The sequence below is a fragment of the Phytoactinopolyspora mesophila genome, assembly GCF_010122465.1.
Lineage (GTDB): Bacteria > Actinomycetota > Actinomycetes > Jiangellales > Jiangellaceae > Phytoactinopolyspora > Phytoactinopolyspora mesophila.
On the sequence record NZ_WLZY01000003.1, the window covers coordinates 149,095 to 169,347 of the forward strand.

A 20,253-nucleotide genomic window follows, 5' to 3' on the forward strand; every position below is an offset into this window, starting at 1 on the left:
GCCGGCCACCCGCCGGTCACACTGCCCACATGCGAACTACACGCCTGCGACGCGCTCTGGCGACGGCCGCGATACCCGTGCTGATGACGGCCACCGCCGGCGGCTGCGGCAACGACGACGCGGCGGACAGCCCTGATCCGACGGACGAGGCCGCGGCTGACGCCGACCCCACCGAGGACGACCCGGACGAGCCCGCCGACGACGACGCTGATGCGGCCCCGGAAGACGAGCCCGCCGAGGACGACGCCACTGACGACGAACCCGACGCGGCGGGCGGCGGATCAGATTCGGGGGCCGCGTGTGCCGACATGATCCAAGCCCGCGAGATGGTCAACGACATCCAGGCCTTGTTCGATGCCGGTGATATGGACGCGGTGGCGAGCGGCTTCCACAATGCCCGTGAAAAACTCAACGCGGCAGACGTCCCGGAGGACATCCAAGCCGACTGGCAGCTGGCGACCGATCTGGTCGAGACGTTCGTCGCCGCGATCGAGGACGCCGGCGGAGACGTGGAAGAGGCGATGGCCACGCTCTTCGTCGAGCTTGATCTCGATGAGGTGGCGGAGCAAGAAGCCGCGGAGGACCGCGTCCATGACTACCTCGCGGACGAGTGTGGCGTAGACCTGCCCGTGGTCCGCGACTAATGTTCTCGGACCTGTTCGCCAGCGCCGAGGACTAACTCGCAGCCCAGGCAAAGTCCGGCGAGGACGTCGAGAACGCCGTGACGACTCCGTCCCAGGGGCAGGGCGACCACCGTGGCCGCTCTGCCCTCAGGAGGCGCATCATGACAAACGACCAGGTCACCGAGATCCTCAACCACCCGCTGAGCCAGGAGATGCTGGCTCGTGACCTCTGCCGCCTGGCCTATGTGGCCAAGGACGGGACACCGCGGAGCATCCCGATCGCCTTTGCCTGGAACGGCAAGGAAGCCGTGATGTGCACGTCGAGGAACGCTCCGAAGCTGGCTTCGCTCCGTCAGAACCCGGCCGTCGCCATCACTATCGACACCGAGGTGCACCCACCCAAGATCCTGCTCGTCCGCGGCACTGTTGAACTCGACGAGGTCGACGGCATCCCCAATGAGTACCTCGAGATGAACGGCACCTATCAGATGACGGCCGAGCAGCGGGTCGAGTGGGAGGCCGAGGTCCGCTCGCTCTACGACGGCATGGTCCGCATCGTGATGACGCCGACGTGGGCGAAGCTGATCGACTTCGAGACGACCCTGCCCAGCGCAGTCGAGGAACTCATCCAGCAGCGTGCGGAGCGTCAGCGGGAACGTGGGAACAGCGTGCGCTCCGACGAGCCAGGAACGTCGCAGTCATGACCATCCGGCGCCTTGGAGGGATGCACCTCAAGCGAGGCTGTGGCGCAGGCGCGAGAGCCGCTCAGCCGCCTCCCGCAAGACCTCGTCACGCTTGCAATAGGCAAATCGGACCAGCGACTTCGTCGACTCCTTGTCATCGCAGAAGACCGAGACGGGCACCGCCGCCACACCGATGAGGTCGGGAAGCTGCTGGCACAGTTCGATGCCGTCATCGAAACCGAGCGCAGCGGCGTCGGTGATCACGAAGTACGTGCCTGACGTCGGGAAGACATCCAGCCCGGCTGCCCGCAGCCCGTCGACCAACAGGTCCCGCTTACGCTGCATGCTCCCCGCCAGCTCGGTGTAGAACTCGTCACCAAGTCCTAGCGCGGCCGCCACGGCGGGCTGTAGAGGGCCGCCACTGACGAACGTCAGGAACTGCTTGACCGCCCGCGCCGCCGCGACCAGCTCCGGCCGGCCGTGCAGCCAGCCGATCTTCCATCCGGTCACGGAGAACGTCTTGCCCGCCGAAGAAATCGTGACCGTTCGATCAGCCATGCCGGGCAACGTCGACATCGGGATGTGTTTGAGATCGTCGAAGACCAGGTGTTCGTAGACCTCGTCGGTCACCACGATCGCGTCGTGCTCCACGGCCAGCTGTGCGATCAGTTCCAGTTCGGCGCGGCTGAAGACCTTGCCGGTGGGATTGTGCGGCGAGTTCAGCAGCACCACGCGCGTCCGCTCGCTGAAGGCGGCGCGAAGCTCATCGGCGTCGACGGTGAACGACGGGTGCCGCAACCGCACCGTACGTCGCCGGGCACCCGCGAGCGCGATCGAAGCGGCATACGAGTCGTAATACGGCTCGAAGGTGACGACCTCGTCGCCGGCCTCGCACAACGCCAGAATGGTGGCCGCGATGGCTTCGGTGGCCCCGGCGGTGACCAGCACCTCAGAATCGGCGTCGACGTCGAGGCCGTAGAACCGCTTCTGATGCTCGGCGACGGCCGCCCGCAGCTCGGGTACACCCGGACCCGGCGGGTACTGGTTGGCGCCGCCGTTGATCGCCCTGGTCGCCTCGTCGAGGATGAGCTGCGGGCCGTCGGTGTCGGGAAAACCCTGGCCGAGGTTGATGGCTCCCGTCCGCACGGCCAGTGCGGTGATCTCCGCGAAAATCGTCGATGTGAACGGACGCATCCGCGGGACCAGAGCAGAGTTCGCGACGGGCGGGGAAGGCGAGCGCGTCTCGGTCATGTCGCCACCCTAATGCCGCCCATCCAGCGCTCGGCTCCGCACCACCAACGCACCCTCGGTTGTGGACGGCAGGATTTCAGATCATCAGCGGCTCGCATATGATGACAAACGGCCCTGGAGCACAACTTGTGCTCTGCAGCGTCTGCCCGATGAGTGGGTAGTTGGTCCAACGGCTGACCTGGCCGTCTTGTGACAACACATCCTGCCCTGCCTTGGCCGCACATCACCGTGGAACACGCGGCCAGCGCTCCCCATCGCTGGAGGCCCCGTGGCTCGCCGCCCATTGATCACCAACCGACGCAGCCGGCTGCTGTTCTCACTCGCAGCAGCCGCCGTTGTGCTCGCCGGCTGCGGCTCCGACAACACATCATCCGACGACGAGGCCGCCGCCGGTGATACCACCGCCGCGCCAGATGCGGCCGCGGCACCACTCATGATCGACAACTGCGGTTTCGACGTGACCATCGACGCCCCGCCCGAGCGCGTCGTCACCATCAAATCCACGTCGACGGAGCTCATGCTGGCTCTCGGTCTCTCCGACCGGCTGATCGGCACCGCGTTCGGCGACGGCCCGGTCCCTGAGCAATACGCGGACGACGCCGCGGCCGTGCCGGTGCTGTCCGAGCAGGTCCCCGGCCACGAGGCGCTGCTGGCGGCCGAGCCAGACTTCGTTTACGGCGGCTGGGAGAGCAACTTCACCGTCGACACCGCCGGCGAGCGCGAGGCCCTGGCCGACTTCGGTGTCACCACCTACGTCTCGCCGTCGGCATGCAAGGACGCCCCGTACCAGCCGGATCCGATGACGTTCGAGCTGCTGTTCGAGCACATCCACGAGCTCGCCGCCATCTTCGACGTCACCGACCGGGCCGAGGAACTTGTGGCCGAGCAACAAACACTGCTGGACAGCGTGGACGCACCAGGCACCGGCTATACCGCCCTCTGGTACAGCTCCGGTGAGGACGCTCCGTACGTGGGCGGCGACATCGGTGCCCCGGCCATGATGATGCGCGAGCTCGGCTTCGAGAACATATTCGCCGACATCGACGACACCTGGTCCAACGTGGGCTGGGAACAGGTCATCGACCGCGACCCGGACGTCATCATCCTGGTCGACGCCGCCTGGAACACAGCCGAGAACAAGATCAACCTGCTGGAGTCCAACCCGGCCACGGCCGTGATGCCGGCCGTCGAAGAACAGCGCTATCTGACCTTGCCGTTCCCAGCGGCCGAAGCAGGTGTGCGCAACGCCCAGGCCGTCGTCGACCTCGCGGAACAACTCGACCAGATCGACTTGCCCGGCAGCGACTCGGACAGCGGATGAAGCCCCCATGACAGCGCCCCCGAACGTCACCAGAAACTCAACGCCGCCACCGGCCCACCCGGCCCAGCGCGGCCGGGCGACGCAGCGCACCGAGACACAACCGCGTCCCAAGCGGCCGGTCTCCATGGCGGTGTGGACGCCGGTGATGTCCGGCGTGCTGGTGCTCTCGGTCACGGTGGCGGTCACCATCGGCTCGGCCGACATCAGCATGCTGGATGTCTGGCGCTCGATCGGGGCGCACATCGGCCTGGACCGGCTGGGACTGGAACCGGCCGCGCTCTCCCGGCAACTCGACGGAATCGTCTGGGACGTCCGGCTGCCGCGGGTGCTCACGGCCGCGGCGGTCGGAGCCGCCCTCGCGTTGTGCGGTGCGGTCATGCAGACACTCACCCGCAACCCACTGGCCGACCCGTACTTATTGGGCCTGTCCTCTGGAGCGTCGGTGGGCGCGGTCATCGTGCTTGTCCTCGGAGTGAGCCAGTTCGCCCTGCCGGTCGCGGCGTTCGGCGGCGCGCTCCTGGCTCTGACGGCGACCTTGACGCTGGCGAACCGGCGCGGCGAACTTCCGCCGACCAGGACCGTGCTCGCCGGGCTCGCCGTGTCCTACCTGTGCTCGGCCATCACGTCGTTCGTGATCTTCTGGTCGGCCACCGGCGACTCCTACCGGGGCATCCTCAGCTGGTTGCTGGGCTCGCTCGGCGGCAAGAGCTGGGACGACGTCGCGATCGTCACCACGGCCGTCGTTGTCATCGGCGCAGCGTTGCTGACTCGCACCAGGACCCTGGACGCGTTCGCGTTCGGCGACGGCACCGCTTCAGCGCTCGGCGTCAACGTCAACGCAACGCGGTGGACCATGCTCTCCTTGGTTGCGCTGCTGACCGGAGCTGCCGTCGCGGTCAGCGGAGCGATCGGGTTCGTCGGGCTGATGATCCCGCATGCGGTCCGGCTGATGGCCGGGGCAGGACACAAACGGGTGCTGCCGCTCGCCGCCCTGGTCGGCGCCAGCTTCATGATCTGGGCCGACACGCTGGCGCGGACCATGTTCGACCCCCGGGAGCTTCCGGTGGGCGTTGTGACCGCGTTCCTGGGCGCTCCCGCCTTCGCGATTCTGCTACGCCGACGGAGGATGAGCCGATGACCGCCAGCATGACGACGACTATCGACCGCGCCCGCACCGGCGTCGACGGAGCCGGGTTGCGGGTCGGCGACGTGTCGTGGTCCGTGGAGGGCGCGCTCATCGTCGACGGCGTGAACGTCAGCGTCGCGCCGGGCACCGTCACCGGGCTGCTCGGTCCGAACGGGTCGGGAAAAAGCAGCTTGCTGCGGGCCATCGCCGGGATCAGCCGTCCGGACCGGGGCAGCGTCTCGCTCGGCGGCCAGGATTTGCTCACCATGCGGCGGCGGGACCGGGCGCGCCGAGTGGCCGTCGTCGAACAAGAGACCACCACCGACGTGCCGCTGCGGGTGTTCGACGTCGTCCTGCTGGGCCGCACTCCGCACAAACCGGCGGACAACGACGAGCAAACCGCCTTGGACGCCCTCGGCACGGTGGGGCTGCGGCATTTCGCCGAACGCGACTGGCACACGCTCTCCGGCGGTGAACGCCAACGTGTTCACCTGGCTCGAGCACTTGCTCAAGATCCGGAGTTACTCCTGCTCGACGAACCGACCAACCACTTGGACATCCACTACCAGCTGACGCTGTTGGCAAATGTGTCGAATCTGGGAGTAACGTCACTGGCAGCCTTGCACGACCTCAACCTGGCCGCGGCGTACTGCGATCAGGTGGTGCTGCTTGACGGCGGCCGGGTGGTCGCGTCCGGAACGCCAGAGGATGTCCTGGTTCCGGATACCATCCGGCGGGTGTTCGCCGTGGAGTGCGACGTCCACCGCCACCCCCGCACGGGACGCCCGGTCCTGATGTTCTCGCCGATCAGCGAAGAGGTCGCAGCGAAGCGTGAACCATAAGGGTGTTGCTCCATGCGACTGTCCAGTCTTTGCTTGCTGGTTGCCGCCGCCGCTGTGCTGACGGCGTGCGACGGCGACGATCCCGGCTCCGCACCCGCGCCCCGAGACACCATCACTCCGACGCCGGCGCAGCCAACCGTGCCGGAGCGTCCAACGCAGCCGGCACCCACGGCAACAGTCGAGCCCGTCCCAGAGCCAGTTGAGTTCGATACCGACGCCGCCTTCGAGTTCATCGAGCATCTCGCCGACGGCATCGGGCCACGCGAGGCCTCGTCGGACGCCTTCCACGAAGCTGCCGCGGACGTCGAGGACGAATTCACTGAACTCGGCTACGAGGTCACCCAGGTGCCCGTACCTGTGCCGGCGGGAGACTCGTGGGGTGTGGCAGTCCCCGAGGGCGAGTCCGCGAATGTCATCGCCGACCCGGCCGGCTTCGAACCCACCGAGGCCCACATCATCATCGGCGCACACCTCGACACCGTGCCGCAGGCGCCCGGCGCCGAAGACAACGCCTCCGGGGTGGCCGTCATGCTCGAACTGGCCCGGATGGCCGCGGCCGAGCCACCCGGAACTCCGGTCCGGTTCATCGCCTTCGGCGCTGAAGAACCTCGTGGTCCAGGCGACGACCTCCATCACTTCGGCTCGCAGCAGTACGTCGCGGACATGCCGTCCGCGGAGCAGGATGCGCTGGTGGCGATGGTCTCCCTGGACCGGGTGGGCGTGGCCGCGGACCAGGTACCTATCTGCACCGGCGGCACCGGGACGACATCGGTCATGGACGCGTTGATCGAAGCAGCCGACGTCGCCGGCGTGGCAGCGCAGACCTGTGAGAACCGGGCCAGCGACCATTGGTCGTTCGAGAAGGCCGACCTGCCGTCGGCCCGGCTCGGCAGCGTTCCCTACGCCGGGTATCACTCGCCCGACGACGTGCCATCGGTCGTCGATACTGATCAGCTGGACAAGGTCGGCCAGATCATGTGGTCCTGGTTGGCCGGGCTCTGATCCACCGCGCCAGGTGGATCAGAGTCGCGCACCGGGGTCCAGGTCGGTGCATTCCCGGAGTTCGGCGAAGTCACTGGTCATGTCCCGCGCTTCGGCCCCCTCGGTGAACTCGGGCAGGCCGTCGTCGCCGATCCGGGCCGGATCCCAGTTCTCGTCGATCACCCGACCGTCGTGCACCGTGAGGGTCAGCACACCGGTTGCGCTGGCGGCTTCCGAGCTCTGCGTGTACCAGACGGTGTTGCCGAGGCCGTAAGCCACGTAGGTCTCGTCGAGCAGTCCTGCGCCTTGAAGCCGGTGTGTGTGGCTTCCGACGACGACGTCCGCACCGGCCGTCGCGAGCTGCGTGGCCAGGGTGCGCTGGGAATCGCTCGGGCAGCGCTCGCCTTGCACACCCCAGTGCATGTAGACGACAACTACGTCGGCCTCGTCACGAGCCGCAGTGACCGCGTCCAGCAGCGGGTCCGGGTCCAGCGCGATCGCGACACCCGGCTCGTCGTCGCCGGCCGCCCAGTGCTCGGTGGGATCGGCGGTCGGGTCGTCCGGCGTGGACGCCCCCAGCACGGCGACCCGGTTGCCGCGGATCTCGTGGATGGCTGGAGCGAACGCGTCGTCGCGGTCGGCGCCGATGCCGATCACGGACAAGGGGTCGTCGGCCTCAGCAGCCTCCGACGCGGCCGCCAGTGTCTCGGCGAACCCGTCGGAACCGAAGTCCATCGCGTGGTTGTTGGCCATGGTCACGACATCGACACCGGCAGCGGCCAGCGCGTCGAACGCCGTCGGCGGCGCCTGGAAGGTAAACCTCTTGGGCTCCGGGGAACCACCGGTCCCGACCGCGGACTCGAGGTTGACCATCGCCAGGTCCGCCGCCGCCAGCACGGGAGCCAGTGGCGCGAGGGCGGTGTCCGGGTCGTCGAGCAACGACTCGAGGTGACCCTCGAAATGGATGTCTCCCGCGAAGGCGAGCGTCACCGGCCCGCGGGGGGTTTGGTGCGGTTCCTGCGTTGGTGAGTCACGGGGTGGTTCCGGTGAACGGTCTGGCGTCGGCGACGCCGGCGGTGGCGAAGCGTCGGCGCCGGGCGTCGTGGGGATCGGGACGGCGGGGGTCGGATCAGTGCCCGAGGCGTCGTCGTCGCCGGAACAACCGGCGATCCACGAGAAGACGACCAGAACCGCAAGCAGCCTGGCGCGGCTCAACACCTGCATGACCCTTCGACCCTACGCGCCTCCCATGATCATGAACACTAAGCGACCAATACGGTCATCTAGTGTTCATGATCATGGGGTCAGACGGGGCAGGACCTCGCGGCCGAACACCTTGATCCAGCCCTTCTGGTCAGCGCCCACATTGTGCAGATAGACATGGGTAGCGCCGACGTCGAGGTAACTCTGGATGTCCCGGCGGTGCTCGTCCGGGTCGGCCGAGATCAACAGTTGCCCGTCGAAGTCCTCCGGCCGCACCAGTCTGGCCATCTGGTCAATGTCGTGCGGCGAGCGGATGTCGGCCTTGGAGAAACGCATGGCGCCGTTCGGCCACTCGCGCACGGCTTGAGCGGCGGCCTCGTCGGCATCCGGCGCCCAGGAGAGATGCACCTGGAGGATCTTCGCCATCGAAGCCGGATCCTTTCCCACGGACCGGGCACCTTCGTCGAACTTCCCGAACAGCGAGGCGACCTTCTCCGGGCTGGTCGCGACGGTGATGATGCCGTCACACATCGCTCCGGCCCGGCGAGCAGTGACGGGCCCGGAGGTGGCGACGTAGACAGCCGGAGGCGCTTCGGGGCGGGTCCAGAGGCGGGTCCGTTCGAGGGTGAAGAAGCGGCCGTCGTGCCGGACGTCACGCCCGGTGAACAGCTTCTGAATGATCTCGATGGCCTCGAACATCCGGGCGATGCGCTGCGGCGCTTCTGGCCAGTAGCCGCCCACGACGTGTTCACTGATGGCCTCGCCGGAGCCGATCCCCAGCCAGTGCCGGCCCGGATACATCGACTCGAGCGTCGCCGCCGCCTGCGCGACGACGGCAGGGTGCCAGCGGAACGACGGGCAGGTGGCGCCGACGCCGACCGAACCGCTCGTGCGCTCCGCCATAGCCGTCATGACGTTCCATACGAAGCCGGCCTGGCCTTGGCGCGGCGTCCAAGGCTGGAAATGATCATCGGCCATGACGCCGTCGAATCCAGCTGCCTCCGCTTCGACCGCCAGGTCGACAACCTCGGCCGGCGGGAATCGCTCCAGCATGGCCGCATACCCGACGCGCGCCGTGGTGTCTGTCATGGCCCCTCTCCGCTCGCCGTCCGTCCGACGTGGTCAGTATCTCTCAGGGAGGCCGGCACGAACACAAGCCCGGCCTCTCGCTACCTAGATGATCATGTTTGGTGGGTTTCCTCGCGCGCCACCACCTCTGCAGGCATTGTGACGCGCGAGGAAACCCACCAAACATGATCATCTAGGTAGCGAATCAGGCGGTGAGGTAGCCGAGCGCGAAGGCGGCGAGCCAGTGCTCGACCATGTAGTCCCCGCCGACGACGAAGGGCAGCGACACCTCGGCGTGGCGAGCGGCCAAATCCCGTAACGCCGCCGGAGCGGAATCGGCGCGGTCTCCAGCAGGCGTGGCGCCCGAGACTCCCATGCCATCAACGCTGGCGGACGGATCACTGGCCGGCACCGCCTCGAGCGCGTCGGCGACGGCGACCATCGACCAGGCGCGGCTCAAGTTGAGCCCGGCCAGATGCGCCAGGTGACCGTCCGTGGTGTCGGGCACCACCACGGGTTCGAACCTGGCCGGGAGCTCACCAGCGGCGGCGCCCGGCAGGAACCGGCCGAACCAATCGGCGAATTCCGCCGCCGGCAGCACCCGGCTCATGAGCTCGGCCTCGGCCAGCGCCGGTGAGAGGAAATCGGTGCCGGACGGCTCGTAATGCGCCGGGTAATCGGTGTCGGCCAGATACCAGCGCCGCGCGGCATCGTCGATGGCGGTGAGCAGCTGGTCGTCCCCGCGGCCAGCCAGCCATTGGGCGTGGTCGAAAGAGCGCAGCAATCCGAAGGCACTGTTCTGATGTGTGCCGTGCCGCACCGGGTAGGCCTGGCCAGGCAGCCACGCCAGTATGTTGCCGACGAGCGTCCCGGCGAGCGGCTCCACGGCAGCGGCCCAGCGCAAACCTTCCTCGGGCCAGGTGTTCAGTTCATGGGCGAGCGTCAGGAGCCACCCCCAGCCATACGGCCGTTCCCGGTTCCGGCCGGGGCCTGATGCGAAGAACTCGGCCTCGGCGTGCAGGCTCGCCGAGCTCAGGTGATCGTCGAGGACATTGCGGGCCGTGTCACCCGGGACCTGATCTGGGACGAGCCGCAGCAAACGGGCCAGCACCCAGTGCATCTCGACGGCCGAGTGCCAGTCGAACGAGCCGTAGAACGCGGGGTGCTGTCGGCGGTGCTGACGGTATGGCCCGGGCTCGGTGGCGATGACGATAGGCGCATGCGGATACTCACGGATCACACACCGCAGGGCTGTTTCGGCGTATTCACGCGCATGACGATGGAGGAACTCCGAACGCGGGTCGTCCGTCATGCCTCTACCTTATGAGGCGAGGACCAGGCGCAGGGGCTCGCGGCGGCGGCCGGACATGGTTCGGGGGCTCATCCGCCGCACGTAGCTGATGAGCCCCCGATACCGCCCTAGAGTATTCAAGCAACTCCAGGGGTATACGCCTGGATCAGTGGCCGTGTCCGTGGCCGTGACCGTGGCCACTTGCCGGCTCTTCTTCCTCCGGCTTGTCGACGACGAGCACGTCCGTGGTGAGAAGCATCGCCGCGATGGACGCCGCGTTCGCGACGGCAGAGCGGGTGACCTTCACCGGGTCCAGCACACCGTCGAGCAGCACGTCGCCGTACTTGCCGCTCACCGCGTTGAAGCCGTGGCCGGGGGTGCCTTCTGCCACCTTCGACACGATGACGTAACCGTTCTCGCCGGCGTTCTCCGCGATCCAGCGCAACGGCTCGGACAGCGCGTCCCGGACGATGCTGACGCCGACCTTCTCGTCGCCGGTCAGTCCGAGGTCGCCCTCGAGCGACGCCCGGGCGTGCACCAGCGCAGAACCGCCGCCGGCCACGATGCCTTCCTCGATCGCCGCGCGGGTGGCCGAGACAGCGTCCTCGATCCGGTGCTTGCGCTCCTTGAGCTCCACCTCGGTGGCCGCACCAACCCGGATGACACCGACGCCACCGGCCAGCTTGGCCAGGCGCTCCTGCAGCTTCTCGCGGTCCCAGTCGGAGTCGCTGTTCTCGATCTCCGCGCGGATCTGGGCGACCCGGGCCTCGACGTCGGCGTGCGATCCGCCGCCGTCGACGACGGTGGTCTCGTCCTTGGTGACGACGACGCGCCGGGCGGTCCCGAGCACCTCGAGGCCTACCTGGTCGAGCTTGAGACCGACCTCTTCGGCGACGACCTGCGCACCCGTCAGAGTGGCCAGGTCCTGCAGGATGGCCTTGCGGCGGTCACCGAAGCCGGGCGCCTTGACGGCAACCGAGTTGAACGTGCCGCGGATCTTGTTGACGACGAGCGTGGCCAGGGCCTCGCCCTCGACGTCCTCGGCGACGATCAGCAGCGGCTTGCCGCTCTGGATGACCTTTTCCAGCAGCTGCACCATATCGGAGACAGCGGAGATCTTGCCCTGGGTGATGAGGATGTAGACATCCTCCAGGATGGTCTCCTGGCGTTCCTGGTCGGTGACGAAATGCGGGCTCAGGAAACCCTTGTCGAACTGCATACCCTCGGTGAACTCAAGCTCGGTACCGAAGGTCTGCGACTCGTCGACGGTGATGACACCGTCTTTGCCGACCTTGTCGAACGCCTCGGCGATGAGCTGGCCGATGGCGTGATCCTGGGCGGAGTTGGCCGCGACGTCGGCGATGGACGACTTCTCGTCCACCGGCTTGGCGCTTGCCAGCAGGTGGTCGGTGACCGCCTCGACAGCCGCGTCGATGCCGCGCTTGATGGACATCGGTCCAGCGCCAGCAGCAACCGCCCGCAACCCGCGATGCACCATGGCCTGGGCAAGCACGGTAGCGGTGGTGGTGCCGTCACCGGCGATGTCGTTGGTCTTGGTGGCGACCTCTTTGGCAAGCTGCGCGCCGAGGTCTTCGTAGGGGTCGTCCAGCTCGATCTCACGGGCGATGGTGACGCCGTCGTTGGTGATCGTGGGCGAGCCGTACTTCTTGTCGATGACGACATTGCGGCCTCGCGGGCCGAGCGTCACCTTGACGGTGTTCGCGAGAGCGTCGACACCGCGTTCAAGACTGCGGCGGGCGCTCTCGTCGAACTCGAGAATCTTGGGCATACTTCCTAACGTCCTTCCACGTCAAGGACGACGCCCCGGCACGGCGTCGGCGCCGCGGACCCGTATGGACCCGCTGGCCGCTCACGCCGTACCGGGGCGTCGCACTGTTGCGCTCTTGGGTTTAAGCCGTCACTTGTTGACGACGGCGAGCACGTCGCGGCCGGACAGAATGAGCAGCTCGTCGCCGCCGTACTTGACCTCGGTGCCGCCGTACTTCGAGTACAGAACGACATCGCCGACCTTGACGTCGACGGGGATCCGCTTGGAACCGGCTTCGTCCCACCGGCCTTCACCGACGGCGACGACCTCGCCCTCTTGGGGCTTCTCCTTGGCGGTGTCTGGGATAACGAGTCCGGATGCAGTGGTCTGCTCAGCCTCAAGCGGCTTGACCACGATGCGATCCTCGAGTGGCTTGATGGAGACCGACACTAGTCTGACCTCCCCTTTCGCGGGATGTCACGGATGCTTCGTATATGGACCGGTCGGATGCCGCCGTCGTCGCGGGTGCCAGCGGTATCGACCATTGGCACTCTCACTGTGAGTGTGCCAAGACTGAACTTAGCCAATGTCTTAGCACTCGGTCAAGGCGAGTGCTAGTCAGGCCCTTCCCGGCCCCCGATTCATGTGATCGAGACGCCTTCCTCAGCGTCCGTAGACGCGAGTAGCTTGAGCGGCATGTACACCCCGGCCGCAACCTTCCGTCGTACTCCTGCTGAACGCGCCGACCAACAGCTCGCCTGGGACCGCAGCGATCAAGCATTCTTCGCCGCTGGCGCATGTCATATCCTGGCTTGGGCGTTTGCCGCCAATCGGCCCACATTCCAGATCGTCGCACTCCGAAAAGTTGGCGAGAAGCACCCCAGCCATGTCATCGCCACCAACGGCATCTGGGCGTTCGATCACGACGGCTGGACGTTGGAGTCCGAGCTCATGGCCATGACCGCGGGCTTCGAGCCTAGTACGCCGTGGGAACGTTTCGTTGTCACCGAGGACCTGACGACGTTCTGTCAGAACCACGATCACCGGCCCCCGCACTTGTACGCGGAAGATCCGCGGCCGCGAGCAGTGGCCTACATCGCGACGTTCCCACCGACGCCCTTGTGGTCGCCCCAGCCACAATAAGCTTCCTTATGGCGCCAGCTAGTGACACCGCCGACACTACGAAAGGCGCGCGATCTGCCACCCATCGTTCCGCAACCGACCGCACGGGCTCACGCCCATGCTTCAGCTCAGGCTTGTGCTGCCAATATCTCGGAGAACCGGCCGCGCCGCCGCGCGGGGTGTGTTCGCACTGGGCGCCATCCGCGAGACGTCAACCAGGCCTGGCATCCGTTTGACATGTCAGCTGAAACCAACCGCCGCCCGGCGCCCCACTCAGCGCGAGCGCTCCAGCCATGTCTCAGCGCCCATGCCCTCGACCCCCGCGGGTGTGTGGCCCTCGCGGTCACACGGGCCGCGCCCCAGCCGATCCCAGCGCAGCCAGTCGGCATCGGTCCTGGCCAGTCGCCAGCAACTGGGCGGGCTCCCGTATTGCGAGCGCCCGCCACTCATGGTCACCAAGACCTCGTCATGAGAAACGTCGTACACCGTCGTAGCTCCGGTGAACCACCCGAGACGTTGGTCGACGATCGCTTCGGCTGCGATCAGGGCCACCGGATGCTCTGCGGTGTACTTGCCGGCCGACCAGCGATCGAGCGCCCGCTGGCGCATGTCTGCCTCGTTGTTCCACGTCAAGGCCAGCAGGACAATGGCCGTGACCAGGAAGATGGCCAACGCACCCGCGACGGAACGGCGGGCCCAGACGCGCCGGGGAGCGTCTGGGAAGTTGAGGTCCGCGCGGATGCTGGCGGTATCGAGTGCGCCCGCCAGCAGTCGCATCGCTGCTGAATGCGGGCCTTGGCGGATGGTCAGGCGGATCGTGCTGCCGTCCGCGTGCTGGATCCACCAGCGAGGAAACCAGCCGCGTGTCCTGAACGACATTATCGAATGCCACGGCAGCCACGTGGCGTACTCATCCGCGGCGGCTATGGCGGCGGCCCCGTCCGCGTCTATCGGCTGCGTCGTCCAGATGAGCCGCCGGTGCCGCTTCGGGACCTGGGCGCCAGAGTCGCCGTCCTCCCGGCCGAACTGCTGGATCGGGAGGTTGGCGCGGAGGATTCCCTCCTCGAGCAGCCACAGCTGCCGGTTGTCGCTGCCCCTGGAGTCTCCGGCCAGCGTCTGCTCCGCCAGCAGCACGGCGTGCCCCGGAGGCGGCCGCAGTCTCTCCCGCGGTTCAGGCCGCTCACGCCGCACGTTTCCCTCCCGAGCGCCTCTGCTCATCTGACCTGCATGCGACATCCTAGAAGGCGAGCCAGGCAACCCGGGCAAAAGCGACCACTAGACTCGATGGTCGCGGGACGTGGCAGTGGGGACGACCCGAGCTGTCCCAGCGCAATCCGGTCCCATGTCGCGAGGGATACTGACACCGAGATGACTGTCATAGCTGATCGATACGTGCTCGGCGACCTTCTGGGCACGGGTGGCATGGCTCGCGTCGTCGCCGCGTACGACCGTGCGCTCGACCGCGACGTCGCCATCAAGCTCGTCCACGACGCCTACGCCGGCGATCCGACCAGCAGAGAGCGCATGCTGCGCGAAGCTCGTGCGGCCGCCGGGCTGCACCACCCGAACATTGTCGCCGTGTTCGACGTCGGCGAGTCCGGCGGACGCCCGTTCATCGTCATGGAACGGGTCACCGGCGGCACCCTCACGGACCGGCTGCGGGACGGACGAGGGCTGAGCCTCGACGAGACGATCGCCATCGCAGACGCTACGCTGGCCGGTCTTCAGGCCGCTCATGCGCGCGGGCTGGCGCACCGCGACATCAAGCCGTCCAACATGCTGCTCCCCGACTCTGGGGGCGTCAAGATCGCCGACTTCGGCATCGCGAAAGCTCTCGCCGAAACCGCTGCCGGACTGACCGGAACCGGTCAGATCCTGGGCACGCCACGCTACCTGGCCCCGGAGCGCGCACTCGGCCAGCCCGCGACGCCCGCGACCGATCTCTACTCCTTGGGCGTTGTCCTCTACCAATGCCTGACCGGCGAGGTACCTTTCAAAGCCGATACCCCACTTGCCGAAGCCCTGGCCCACCAGCGCGACCCAGTGCCCTCCCTGACGCGGGCCGTGCCACATGTGCCGCTGGGCCTGGTGCGCGTCGTGGAACGGGCCCTCGCGAAGAACCCGGCCGAGCGGTTTCCCGACGCCGGGTCCATGAGGCGCGCGCTCAGCGACTCCCGGGTTGATTCCACTCGCGTTCTCGACCGTGCTGACGGCCAGAGCGCCCCTCCCTCCAGCTGGGATGCACCGCCGACGACGGTCCTCGCCCAATCAGCCGGGCCGCCGCGGCCAGAAGAGGCCGACGCTCGTTCTCGTCGCGGCCGGCGCGCACCGTCCGGTGGGCGGCGCTGGCTCGTCCTGGCATCCGTCGTCGGTGTCACAGCGGCGCTGATCGTCGTACTGCTCATCGCCAACCAGCCCGACGGCTCGAGCGAGCAGACCGCGACCGGCCCGGAACTACCCGCCGACGACACCGCTCACGAATCCGGTGACCCACCCGGTGACGACGATCCGGAGAACGCCGAGCCGGACGAAACCGACGGCGACGCGGACACGGACGAGGCGGACAGGGGCCAGGTTTCTGACGACGCCGGTGACGGGCCAACTGACCTCGACCAGCTGATCTCCGCGCTGGCACTCGACGCCGCGGAAGCTGGCGAGAAGGGCGAGGACCTGTTCGACGAGCTACGTAAACTCCGGGAGGAACGTAGCGGCCCGAAGCGTGCCGAAAAAGCCCGCAAGCTCATCGAGAAGACCGGCTCGTGGATGGTCGACGGGGAACTCGACAATCAGACGGGCCGCACGGCGGTGACCGTCTTGGAATTCGAGAGCCGGCCTGACGACCCCGCGCTAGCGGACATCAGCAACCTGCATGCCGAAGTCGCCGTCGACATGGGCCGCTGGGGTGACAAGGCGGACAACCTCGTGTCCAAGCTCGATGACGTGCTGGAGACACGCAATGCCCGCCAGCGTTCGGAGGAGGCCGAAGATCTGCTCGACGATCTCGCCAAGTGGATCGCCGACGACGAGATCGACGCCGAGCTCGGCCAGCACGCCAGAGCCGTCCTCCGCGCCGCCCGCTCGTCTTGATCGGGACCTGCTCAAGAGCCGCATAGCAGCCCGATTCGCGGAACTTCGGAAGTTGGCGCCCACATCATAGACTGTCTGACGGTCGAGCCCCGCCTTTTGAGCGCGATCCAACGGAGGAAGAAGTAATCCCAAACAGAGGTACGTTCAATGGCTGTGCTGGCTGATCGCTACGAACTCGGAGAGCCCCTGGGTGCCGGCGGGATGGCCCGAGTGGTCACCGCCTACGACCACGTGCTGCACCGCGACGTGGCCGTCAAACTGATCCACGACGCCTACGCCGGCGATCCCACGAGCCGCGAACGCATGCTACGCGAAGCCCGGGCGGCGGCTGGGCTGCAACATCCGAACACCGTGTCCGTTTTCGACGCCGGCGAAGCCGACGGCCGGCCGTTCATCGTGATGGAGCGCGTCATCGGGCGCAGCCTGGCCCACCGGCTCCACGACGAAGGCGCCCTCTCGGTGGCCGACACGATCTCGATCGCCGACGCGGTGTTGTCCGCGCTCGGCGCCGCTCATTCCCGTGGCTTGGTGCACCGCGACGTCAAACCCTCCAATATCCTGCTGCCGGACTCCGGCGGTGTGAAACTAGCGGACTTCGGTATCGCGAAGGCGCTTGCCGAGACCAGCGCGGGACTGACCAGCACCGGCCAGCTACTCGGAACCCCCCGGTACCTCTCGCCGGAACAAGTCGCGGGGCGCCCGGCCAGCCCAGCCAGCGACCTCTACGCCCTCGGGGTCGTGCTGTACGAATGCCTGACCGGTGAACCACCGTTCAAAGCCGAGACCCCGCTCGCCGAAGCCCTCGCCCACCAGCGCGAACCCGTGCCGGCCATCGCTCAGTCCGCACCACACGCCCCTGCCGCACTCGCTCGCACACTGGAACGGGCCTTGGCGAAGGAGCCCTCGGACCGATTCACCGACGCGGACGCCATGCGCCGCGCACTACACGACCCCGCGGCCACCCTGCCCCCGCCGCCTGCCGCGTCAACGTCGGCGGCTACTGCTCTGCTCGCACCCCGGGCCGCCACCACCGAGGGCCCGACGCAGGTCATGGGCGCAAACCCACCCGCACCACCGGAGACCGCGGCGATGGCGGCGAACCCACCTGCGCCGCCGGGCACTAAGGCGACCACGGCCATGGCCACGACCGAGCCGACCGCCGCGACCGAAGCGATGGCCGAGCACACCGCGGCTACGCACGTACTAACGTCGTCCACCGCCGTCGTCCCGCCGGCCGCCGGCGCGCAGACCCGCCTGCTGGGAGAAGGCGACTCTGGTGCGGACGACACCGCGGAAGAGCCCGCGCACGCCGAGTCACCGGACGGCAACCGATCGAAACGTCGCTGGCTCGTGATCGCCGCGGTAGCCGCCGTCGCCGTGCTGCTTGTCGTGGTACTTGTCATCGCCAACCGCGGCGGTGATCCCGAGGGTCCCACCGATCCGCCGCCCGCTGACAACGGCGGAGACCCTGCCGAGGAGGATCCGCAGGACAACCCTGGCAACAATCAAGACGACGGAGGCCAGCCCGGTGGCGGCCGCGACGAACCACGCGACTCCGACAACCAACAACCCGGCGACGACACCGACGAACCACGCGACTCCGACAACCAACAGCCGGGCGACGACACCGAGGAGCCGCGCGATCCCGACGAGGATGATCCGCCCGACGACCCGGACGAGGAAGAGCCCGGGGAAGAAGAAGACGACGCTACCGGAGACCAGGACGACGGCGAGGCCGAGGAAGACGAGGGCGACCCGGAACCTGAGGATCCTGAGCCACCCGAGGATGAATCGAACGATCCGGATGACGCCGAGAGCGACGGCTCCGCGGACGACCCAGCCGCCGGGGCACCCGCTAGCTAGGGTCCGGAAGGACTCGTACAAGCCACCCGCCACGTCAAGGGAGCAAGCCGGATGGATGTTGAAGCGCTACGCACGCTCGCATCGCCGGCGGGTGCCACGCTACTTACCGAAGCCAGCCGCTGGCACGGCATCGAGGACGAGTTCGCGCTGGGCACCAGGCTCCGCCGGGCGCATGAACCGGAACTGGTGGCCGCGGCCCTCACCCAGGCCGAGCTTCGCCGCCGCGCCGGCGCGAAGTTCGAACAGGCCGACGTCGCCCGCATGTACTTCACGATCAACGGATACGAGCAAGCCACCCGATCCAGCGTCGCCCGGCACCGTGCCGCCCGGATCGCCGCTGCCGGCCGCAATGGCCCCGTGCTGGACCTTTGTTGCGGGATCGGAGGCGACATGATGGCTCTGGCCCGTGCCGGGCTGGACGTCACCGGAGTGGAGTCCGACGAGCTGACCGCGGAGGTGGCCAGGCTCAACATCGCGGCTCTTGGCCTATCCGGACGCGCCCGCGTACTAACCGCCGACGCGACCACAACCGATCGCCGGGGGTACACGGCCGTGACGTGCGACCCCGCCCGCCGCACCTCGCGCGGGAGGGTGTTCGACACCGCCGCCTATCAACCGCCGTGGCCGTTCGTCCTGGAGCTGCTGCGGGAGACGGCCTGTGTGAAGGTCGCCCCCGGAATCCCGCACGACAAGATCCCCCCTGGCACGGAAGCCGAATGGGTATCTGACAACGGCGAGGTGAAGGAAGCGGCACTCTGGTCGCAGCCGCTGGCCGGTGCCGCCCGGAGGGCGACCCTGCTGCGTTACGTCCCCTCCGCGGACGACGGCGTGGACAGCGACGCGGTGCTGCAGAGCAACACTCTGACCGAGGCCGACGACCCTGGCGACACCGACGTGCGGGCGCCAGGTCGCTACATCTACGAGCCTGACGGAGCGGTCATCAGGGCGGGGCTCGTCACGGCCGCTGCCGCCGAGGTCGACGGTTGGCTGGTCGACCCTTCGATCGCGTATGTCAGCAGCGACACCTATGTTCCGACGCCGTTCGCCCGCGGCTACGAGGTGACCGAGGTGCTGCCTTACGACATGAAGTTGCTGCGCGGGTACGTTCGCGACAATCGGATCGGCACTCTGACCATCAAGAAGCGGGGAGTTGGAGTGGTGCCGGAGCAGTTGCGCCAAACTCTGCGCCCCAGAGGTGGCCGGAGCACCACGCTGATCATCACCCGGGTGCGCGGCAAAGCCACCGTGCTCGTCACGACCCCTCAGCGCTAGACGACGACGCCGTTCTCGACGTTTCGATCGCGTTCAACATGCGGTCCACATAGTCGCTGTACACGGCGTCCACGCCGGTGCCGATCAACCGGTTGAGCACGTCGGAGGTGTGTGCCTCGTAACCGAAGGCGAGCACGCCGCGCTGCTGGACCGAATCGACGCGTTCCGCGGTCCAGTCGGCCTGGTTCATGTTGAGTGCGTCGATGCCGTTGCTGGCCAGCGTCGTCGCACGCCGCTCGATGCCCTCGCCGATACGGTGCAGCCGGGTCGAGTCGACCAGACGTACGTCGTCGCTCACCGTCCGCCAGCCGCGGACGGTGCGCCAGTCCGGGTGGCACAGCCACAGCCGGGACACCGCATCCGGACCGGCTGCCTTCGCTATCCGCAGGATCGGCTCGAATGCGGATACATCGAGGACGTCGAGCGACAGTTCGAATCCCGTCCCGCACGTCGCGTACAACTCGTCCAGGGACGGGACGTGGCCAGGAAGCGCAGCGCGTGGCAGCTCCGCGGCGGTGCGCTGGGGTTCGTCGCCGAACACGCCGTCGTGGTCGAGTATCACCGCGCCGTCGGCGCTCAGCCACGCGTCGCTCTCCAGGCCTGTGGCCCCCATATCCAGCGCGAGCTGAAAAGCGTCGAGGGTGTTCTCGGGTGCATGTGCGCTGGCTCCCCGGTGCGCGAAGGCGATCGGGTCCGCTCGGCCGTTCGATGCCTCGAGGCGCGGCGTGGTCATGGCGCACACCGCCGGGGGC

At 67.7% G+C, this 20,253-nt stretch carries 18 protein-coding genes; 10 read left to right on the forward strand and 8 right to left on the reverse strand.

Annotation, left to right across the window (positions count from 1 at the left end):
* The first annotated feature begins 29 nt into the window (after nt 1-29).
* Nucleotides 30-644, forward strand: a complete 615-nt coding sequence (locus tag F7O44_RS10485; protein WP_162450202.1) for a hypothetical protein — start codon at nt 30-32, stop codon at nt 642-644.
* A 140-nt stretch (nt 645-784) separates the two neighbouring features.
* Nucleotides 785-1,327, forward strand: coding sequence for a pyridoxamine 5'-phosphate oxidase family protein (locus F7O44_RS10490; protein ID WP_162450203.1), 543 nt, complete (start codon nt 785-787; stop codon nt 1,325-1,327).
* A gap of 27 nt (nt 1,328-1,354) precedes the next feature.
* Here F7O44_RS10490 and F7O44_RS10495 read toward each other — a convergent pair whose 3' ends face one another.
* A complete protein-coding gene (locus F7O44_RS10495) occupies nt 1,355-2,557 on the reverse strand; it encodes a pyridoxal phosphate-dependent aminotransferase (RefSeq protein WP_162450204.1) in 1,203 nt (400 codons plus the stop codon).
* Nucleotides 2,558-2,825: 268 nt separating this feature from the next.
* Between F7O44_RS10495 and F7O44_RS10500 the strand changes: the two genes are divergently transcribed.
* The 4 genes from F7O44_RS10500 to F7O44_RS10515 are packed head-to-tail and all read left to right on the forward strand — an operon-like array spanning nt 2,826 to nt 6,848.
* Nucleotides 2,826-3,878, forward strand: a complete 1,053-nt coding sequence (locus F7O44_RS10500; RefSeq protein ID WP_222851248.1) for a putative F420-0 ABC transporter substrate-binding protein — start codon at nt 2,826-2,828, stop codon at nt 3,876-3,878.
* Between the two features lie 7 nt (nt 3,879-3,885).
* The gene (locus F7O44_RS10505; RefSeq protein WP_162450205.1) at nt 3,886-5,016 is read left to right on the forward strand and encodes a putative F420-0 ABC transporter permease subunit; all 1,131 of its coding nucleotides are present in this window, start codon (nt 3,886-3,888) and stop codon (nt 5,014-5,016) included.
* Entirely contained in the window at nt 5,013-5,846 is an 834-nt protein-coding gene (locus tag F7O44_RS10510) for an ABC transporter ATP-binding protein (RefSeq protein ID WP_222851249.1), read from the forward strand. The genes F7O44_RS10505 and F7O44_RS10510 overlap by 4 nt, the downstream gene beginning before the upstream one ends.
* A gap of 12 nt (nt 5,847-5,858) precedes the next feature.
* Nucleotides 5,859-6,848 carry a M28 family metallopeptidase gene (locus tag F7O44_RS10515; protein WP_162450206.1) on the forward strand — a complete coding sequence of 330 codons (990 nt, stop codon included), beginning with the start codon at nt 5,859-5,861 and terminating at the stop codon, nt 6,846-6,848.
* 18 nt (nt 6,849-6,866) lie between these two features.
* On the opposite strand, the gene F7O44_RS10520 is transcribed toward F7O44_RS10515, so the two are convergent.
* From F7O44_RS10520 to groES, 5 genes are all read right to left on the reverse strand, one after another.
* Nucleotides 6,867-8,051 (reverse strand): CapA family protein, encoded by a 1,185-nt coding sequence (locus tag F7O44_RS10520; RefSeq protein WP_162450207.1) that lies wholly within the window; start codon nt 8,049-8,051, stop codon nt 6,867-6,869.
* Nucleotides 8,052-8,123: 72 nt separating this feature from the next.
* The gene (locus F7O44_RS10525; RefSeq protein WP_162450208.1) at nt 8,124-9,119 is read right to left on the reverse strand and encodes a TIGR03557 family F420-dependent LLM class oxidoreductase; all 996 of its coding nucleotides are present in this window, start codon (nt 9,117-9,119) and stop codon (nt 8,124-8,126) included.
* 184 nt (nt 9,120-9,303) lie between these two features.
* Entirely contained in the window at nt 9,304-10,410 is a 1,107-nt protein-coding gene (locus F7O44_RS10530; protein ID WP_162450209.1) for a DUF2891 domain-containing protein, read from the reverse strand.
* A 145-nt stretch (nt 10,411-10,555) separates the two neighbouring features.
* Nucleotides 10,556-12,178 carry a chaperonin GroEL gene (gene groL / locus F7O44_RS10535; RefSeq protein ID WP_162450210.1) on the reverse strand — a complete coding sequence of 541 codons (1,623 nt, stop codon included), beginning with the start codon at nt 12,176-12,178 and terminating at the stop codon, nt 10,556-10,558.
* A 129-nt stretch (nt 12,179-12,307) separates the two neighbouring features.
* Nucleotides 12,308-12,607 carry a co-chaperone GroES gene (gene groES, locus F7O44_RS10540; protein WP_162450211.1) on the reverse strand — a complete coding sequence of 100 codons (300 nt, stop codon included), beginning with the start codon at nt 12,605-12,607 and terminating at the stop codon, nt 12,308-12,310.
* A 246-nt stretch (nt 12,608-12,853) separates the two neighbouring features.
* On the opposite strand from groES, the gene F7O44_RS10545 reads away from it, so the two are divergent.
* A complete protein-coding gene (locus tag F7O44_RS10545; RefSeq protein ID WP_162450212.1) occupies nt 12,854-13,300 on the forward strand; it encodes a hypothetical protein in 447 nt (148 codons plus the stop codon).
* Between the two features lie 252 nt (nt 13,301-13,552).
* Here F7O44_RS10545 and F7O44_RS10550 read toward each other — a convergent pair whose 3' ends face one another.
* Nucleotides 13,553-14,497 (reverse strand): hypothetical protein, encoded by a 945-nt coding sequence (locus F7O44_RS10550; protein ID WP_162450213.1) that lies wholly within the window; start codon nt 14,495-14,497, stop codon nt 13,553-13,555.
* Between the two features lie 150 nt (nt 14,498-14,647).
* Between F7O44_RS10550 and F7O44_RS10555 the strand changes: the two genes are divergently transcribed.
* The 3 genes from F7O44_RS10555 (at nt 14,648) to F7O44_RS10565 (ending at nt 19,501) form a co-directional block, all read left to right on the forward strand.
* Entirely contained in the window at nt 14,648-16,366 is a 1,719-nt protein-coding gene (locus F7O44_RS10555) for a serine/threonine-protein kinase (protein WP_162450214.1), read from the forward strand.
* Between the two features lie 147 nt (nt 16,367-16,513).
* Nucleotides 16,514-18,229, forward strand: a complete 1,716-nt coding sequence (locus F7O44_RS10560) for a serine/threonine-protein kinase (protein WP_162450215.1) — start codon at nt 16,514-16,516, stop codon at nt 18,227-18,229.
* Between the two features lie 51 nt (nt 18,230-18,280).
* Entirely contained in the window at nt 18,281-19,501 is a 1,221-nt protein-coding gene (locus tag F7O44_RS10565; RefSeq protein ID WP_162450216.1) for a class I SAM-dependent methyltransferase, read from the forward strand.
* On the opposite strand, the gene F7O44_RS10570 is transcribed toward F7O44_RS10565, so the two are convergent.
* Nucleotides 19,482-20,234, reverse strand: coding sequence for a glycerophosphodiester phosphodiesterase (locus F7O44_RS10570; protein WP_162450217.1), 753 nt, complete (start codon nt 20,232-20,234; stop codon nt 19,482-19,484). The genes F7O44_RS10565 and F7O44_RS10570 overlap by 20 nt on opposite strands.
* Nucleotides 20,235-20,253: the final 19 nt, after the last annotated feature.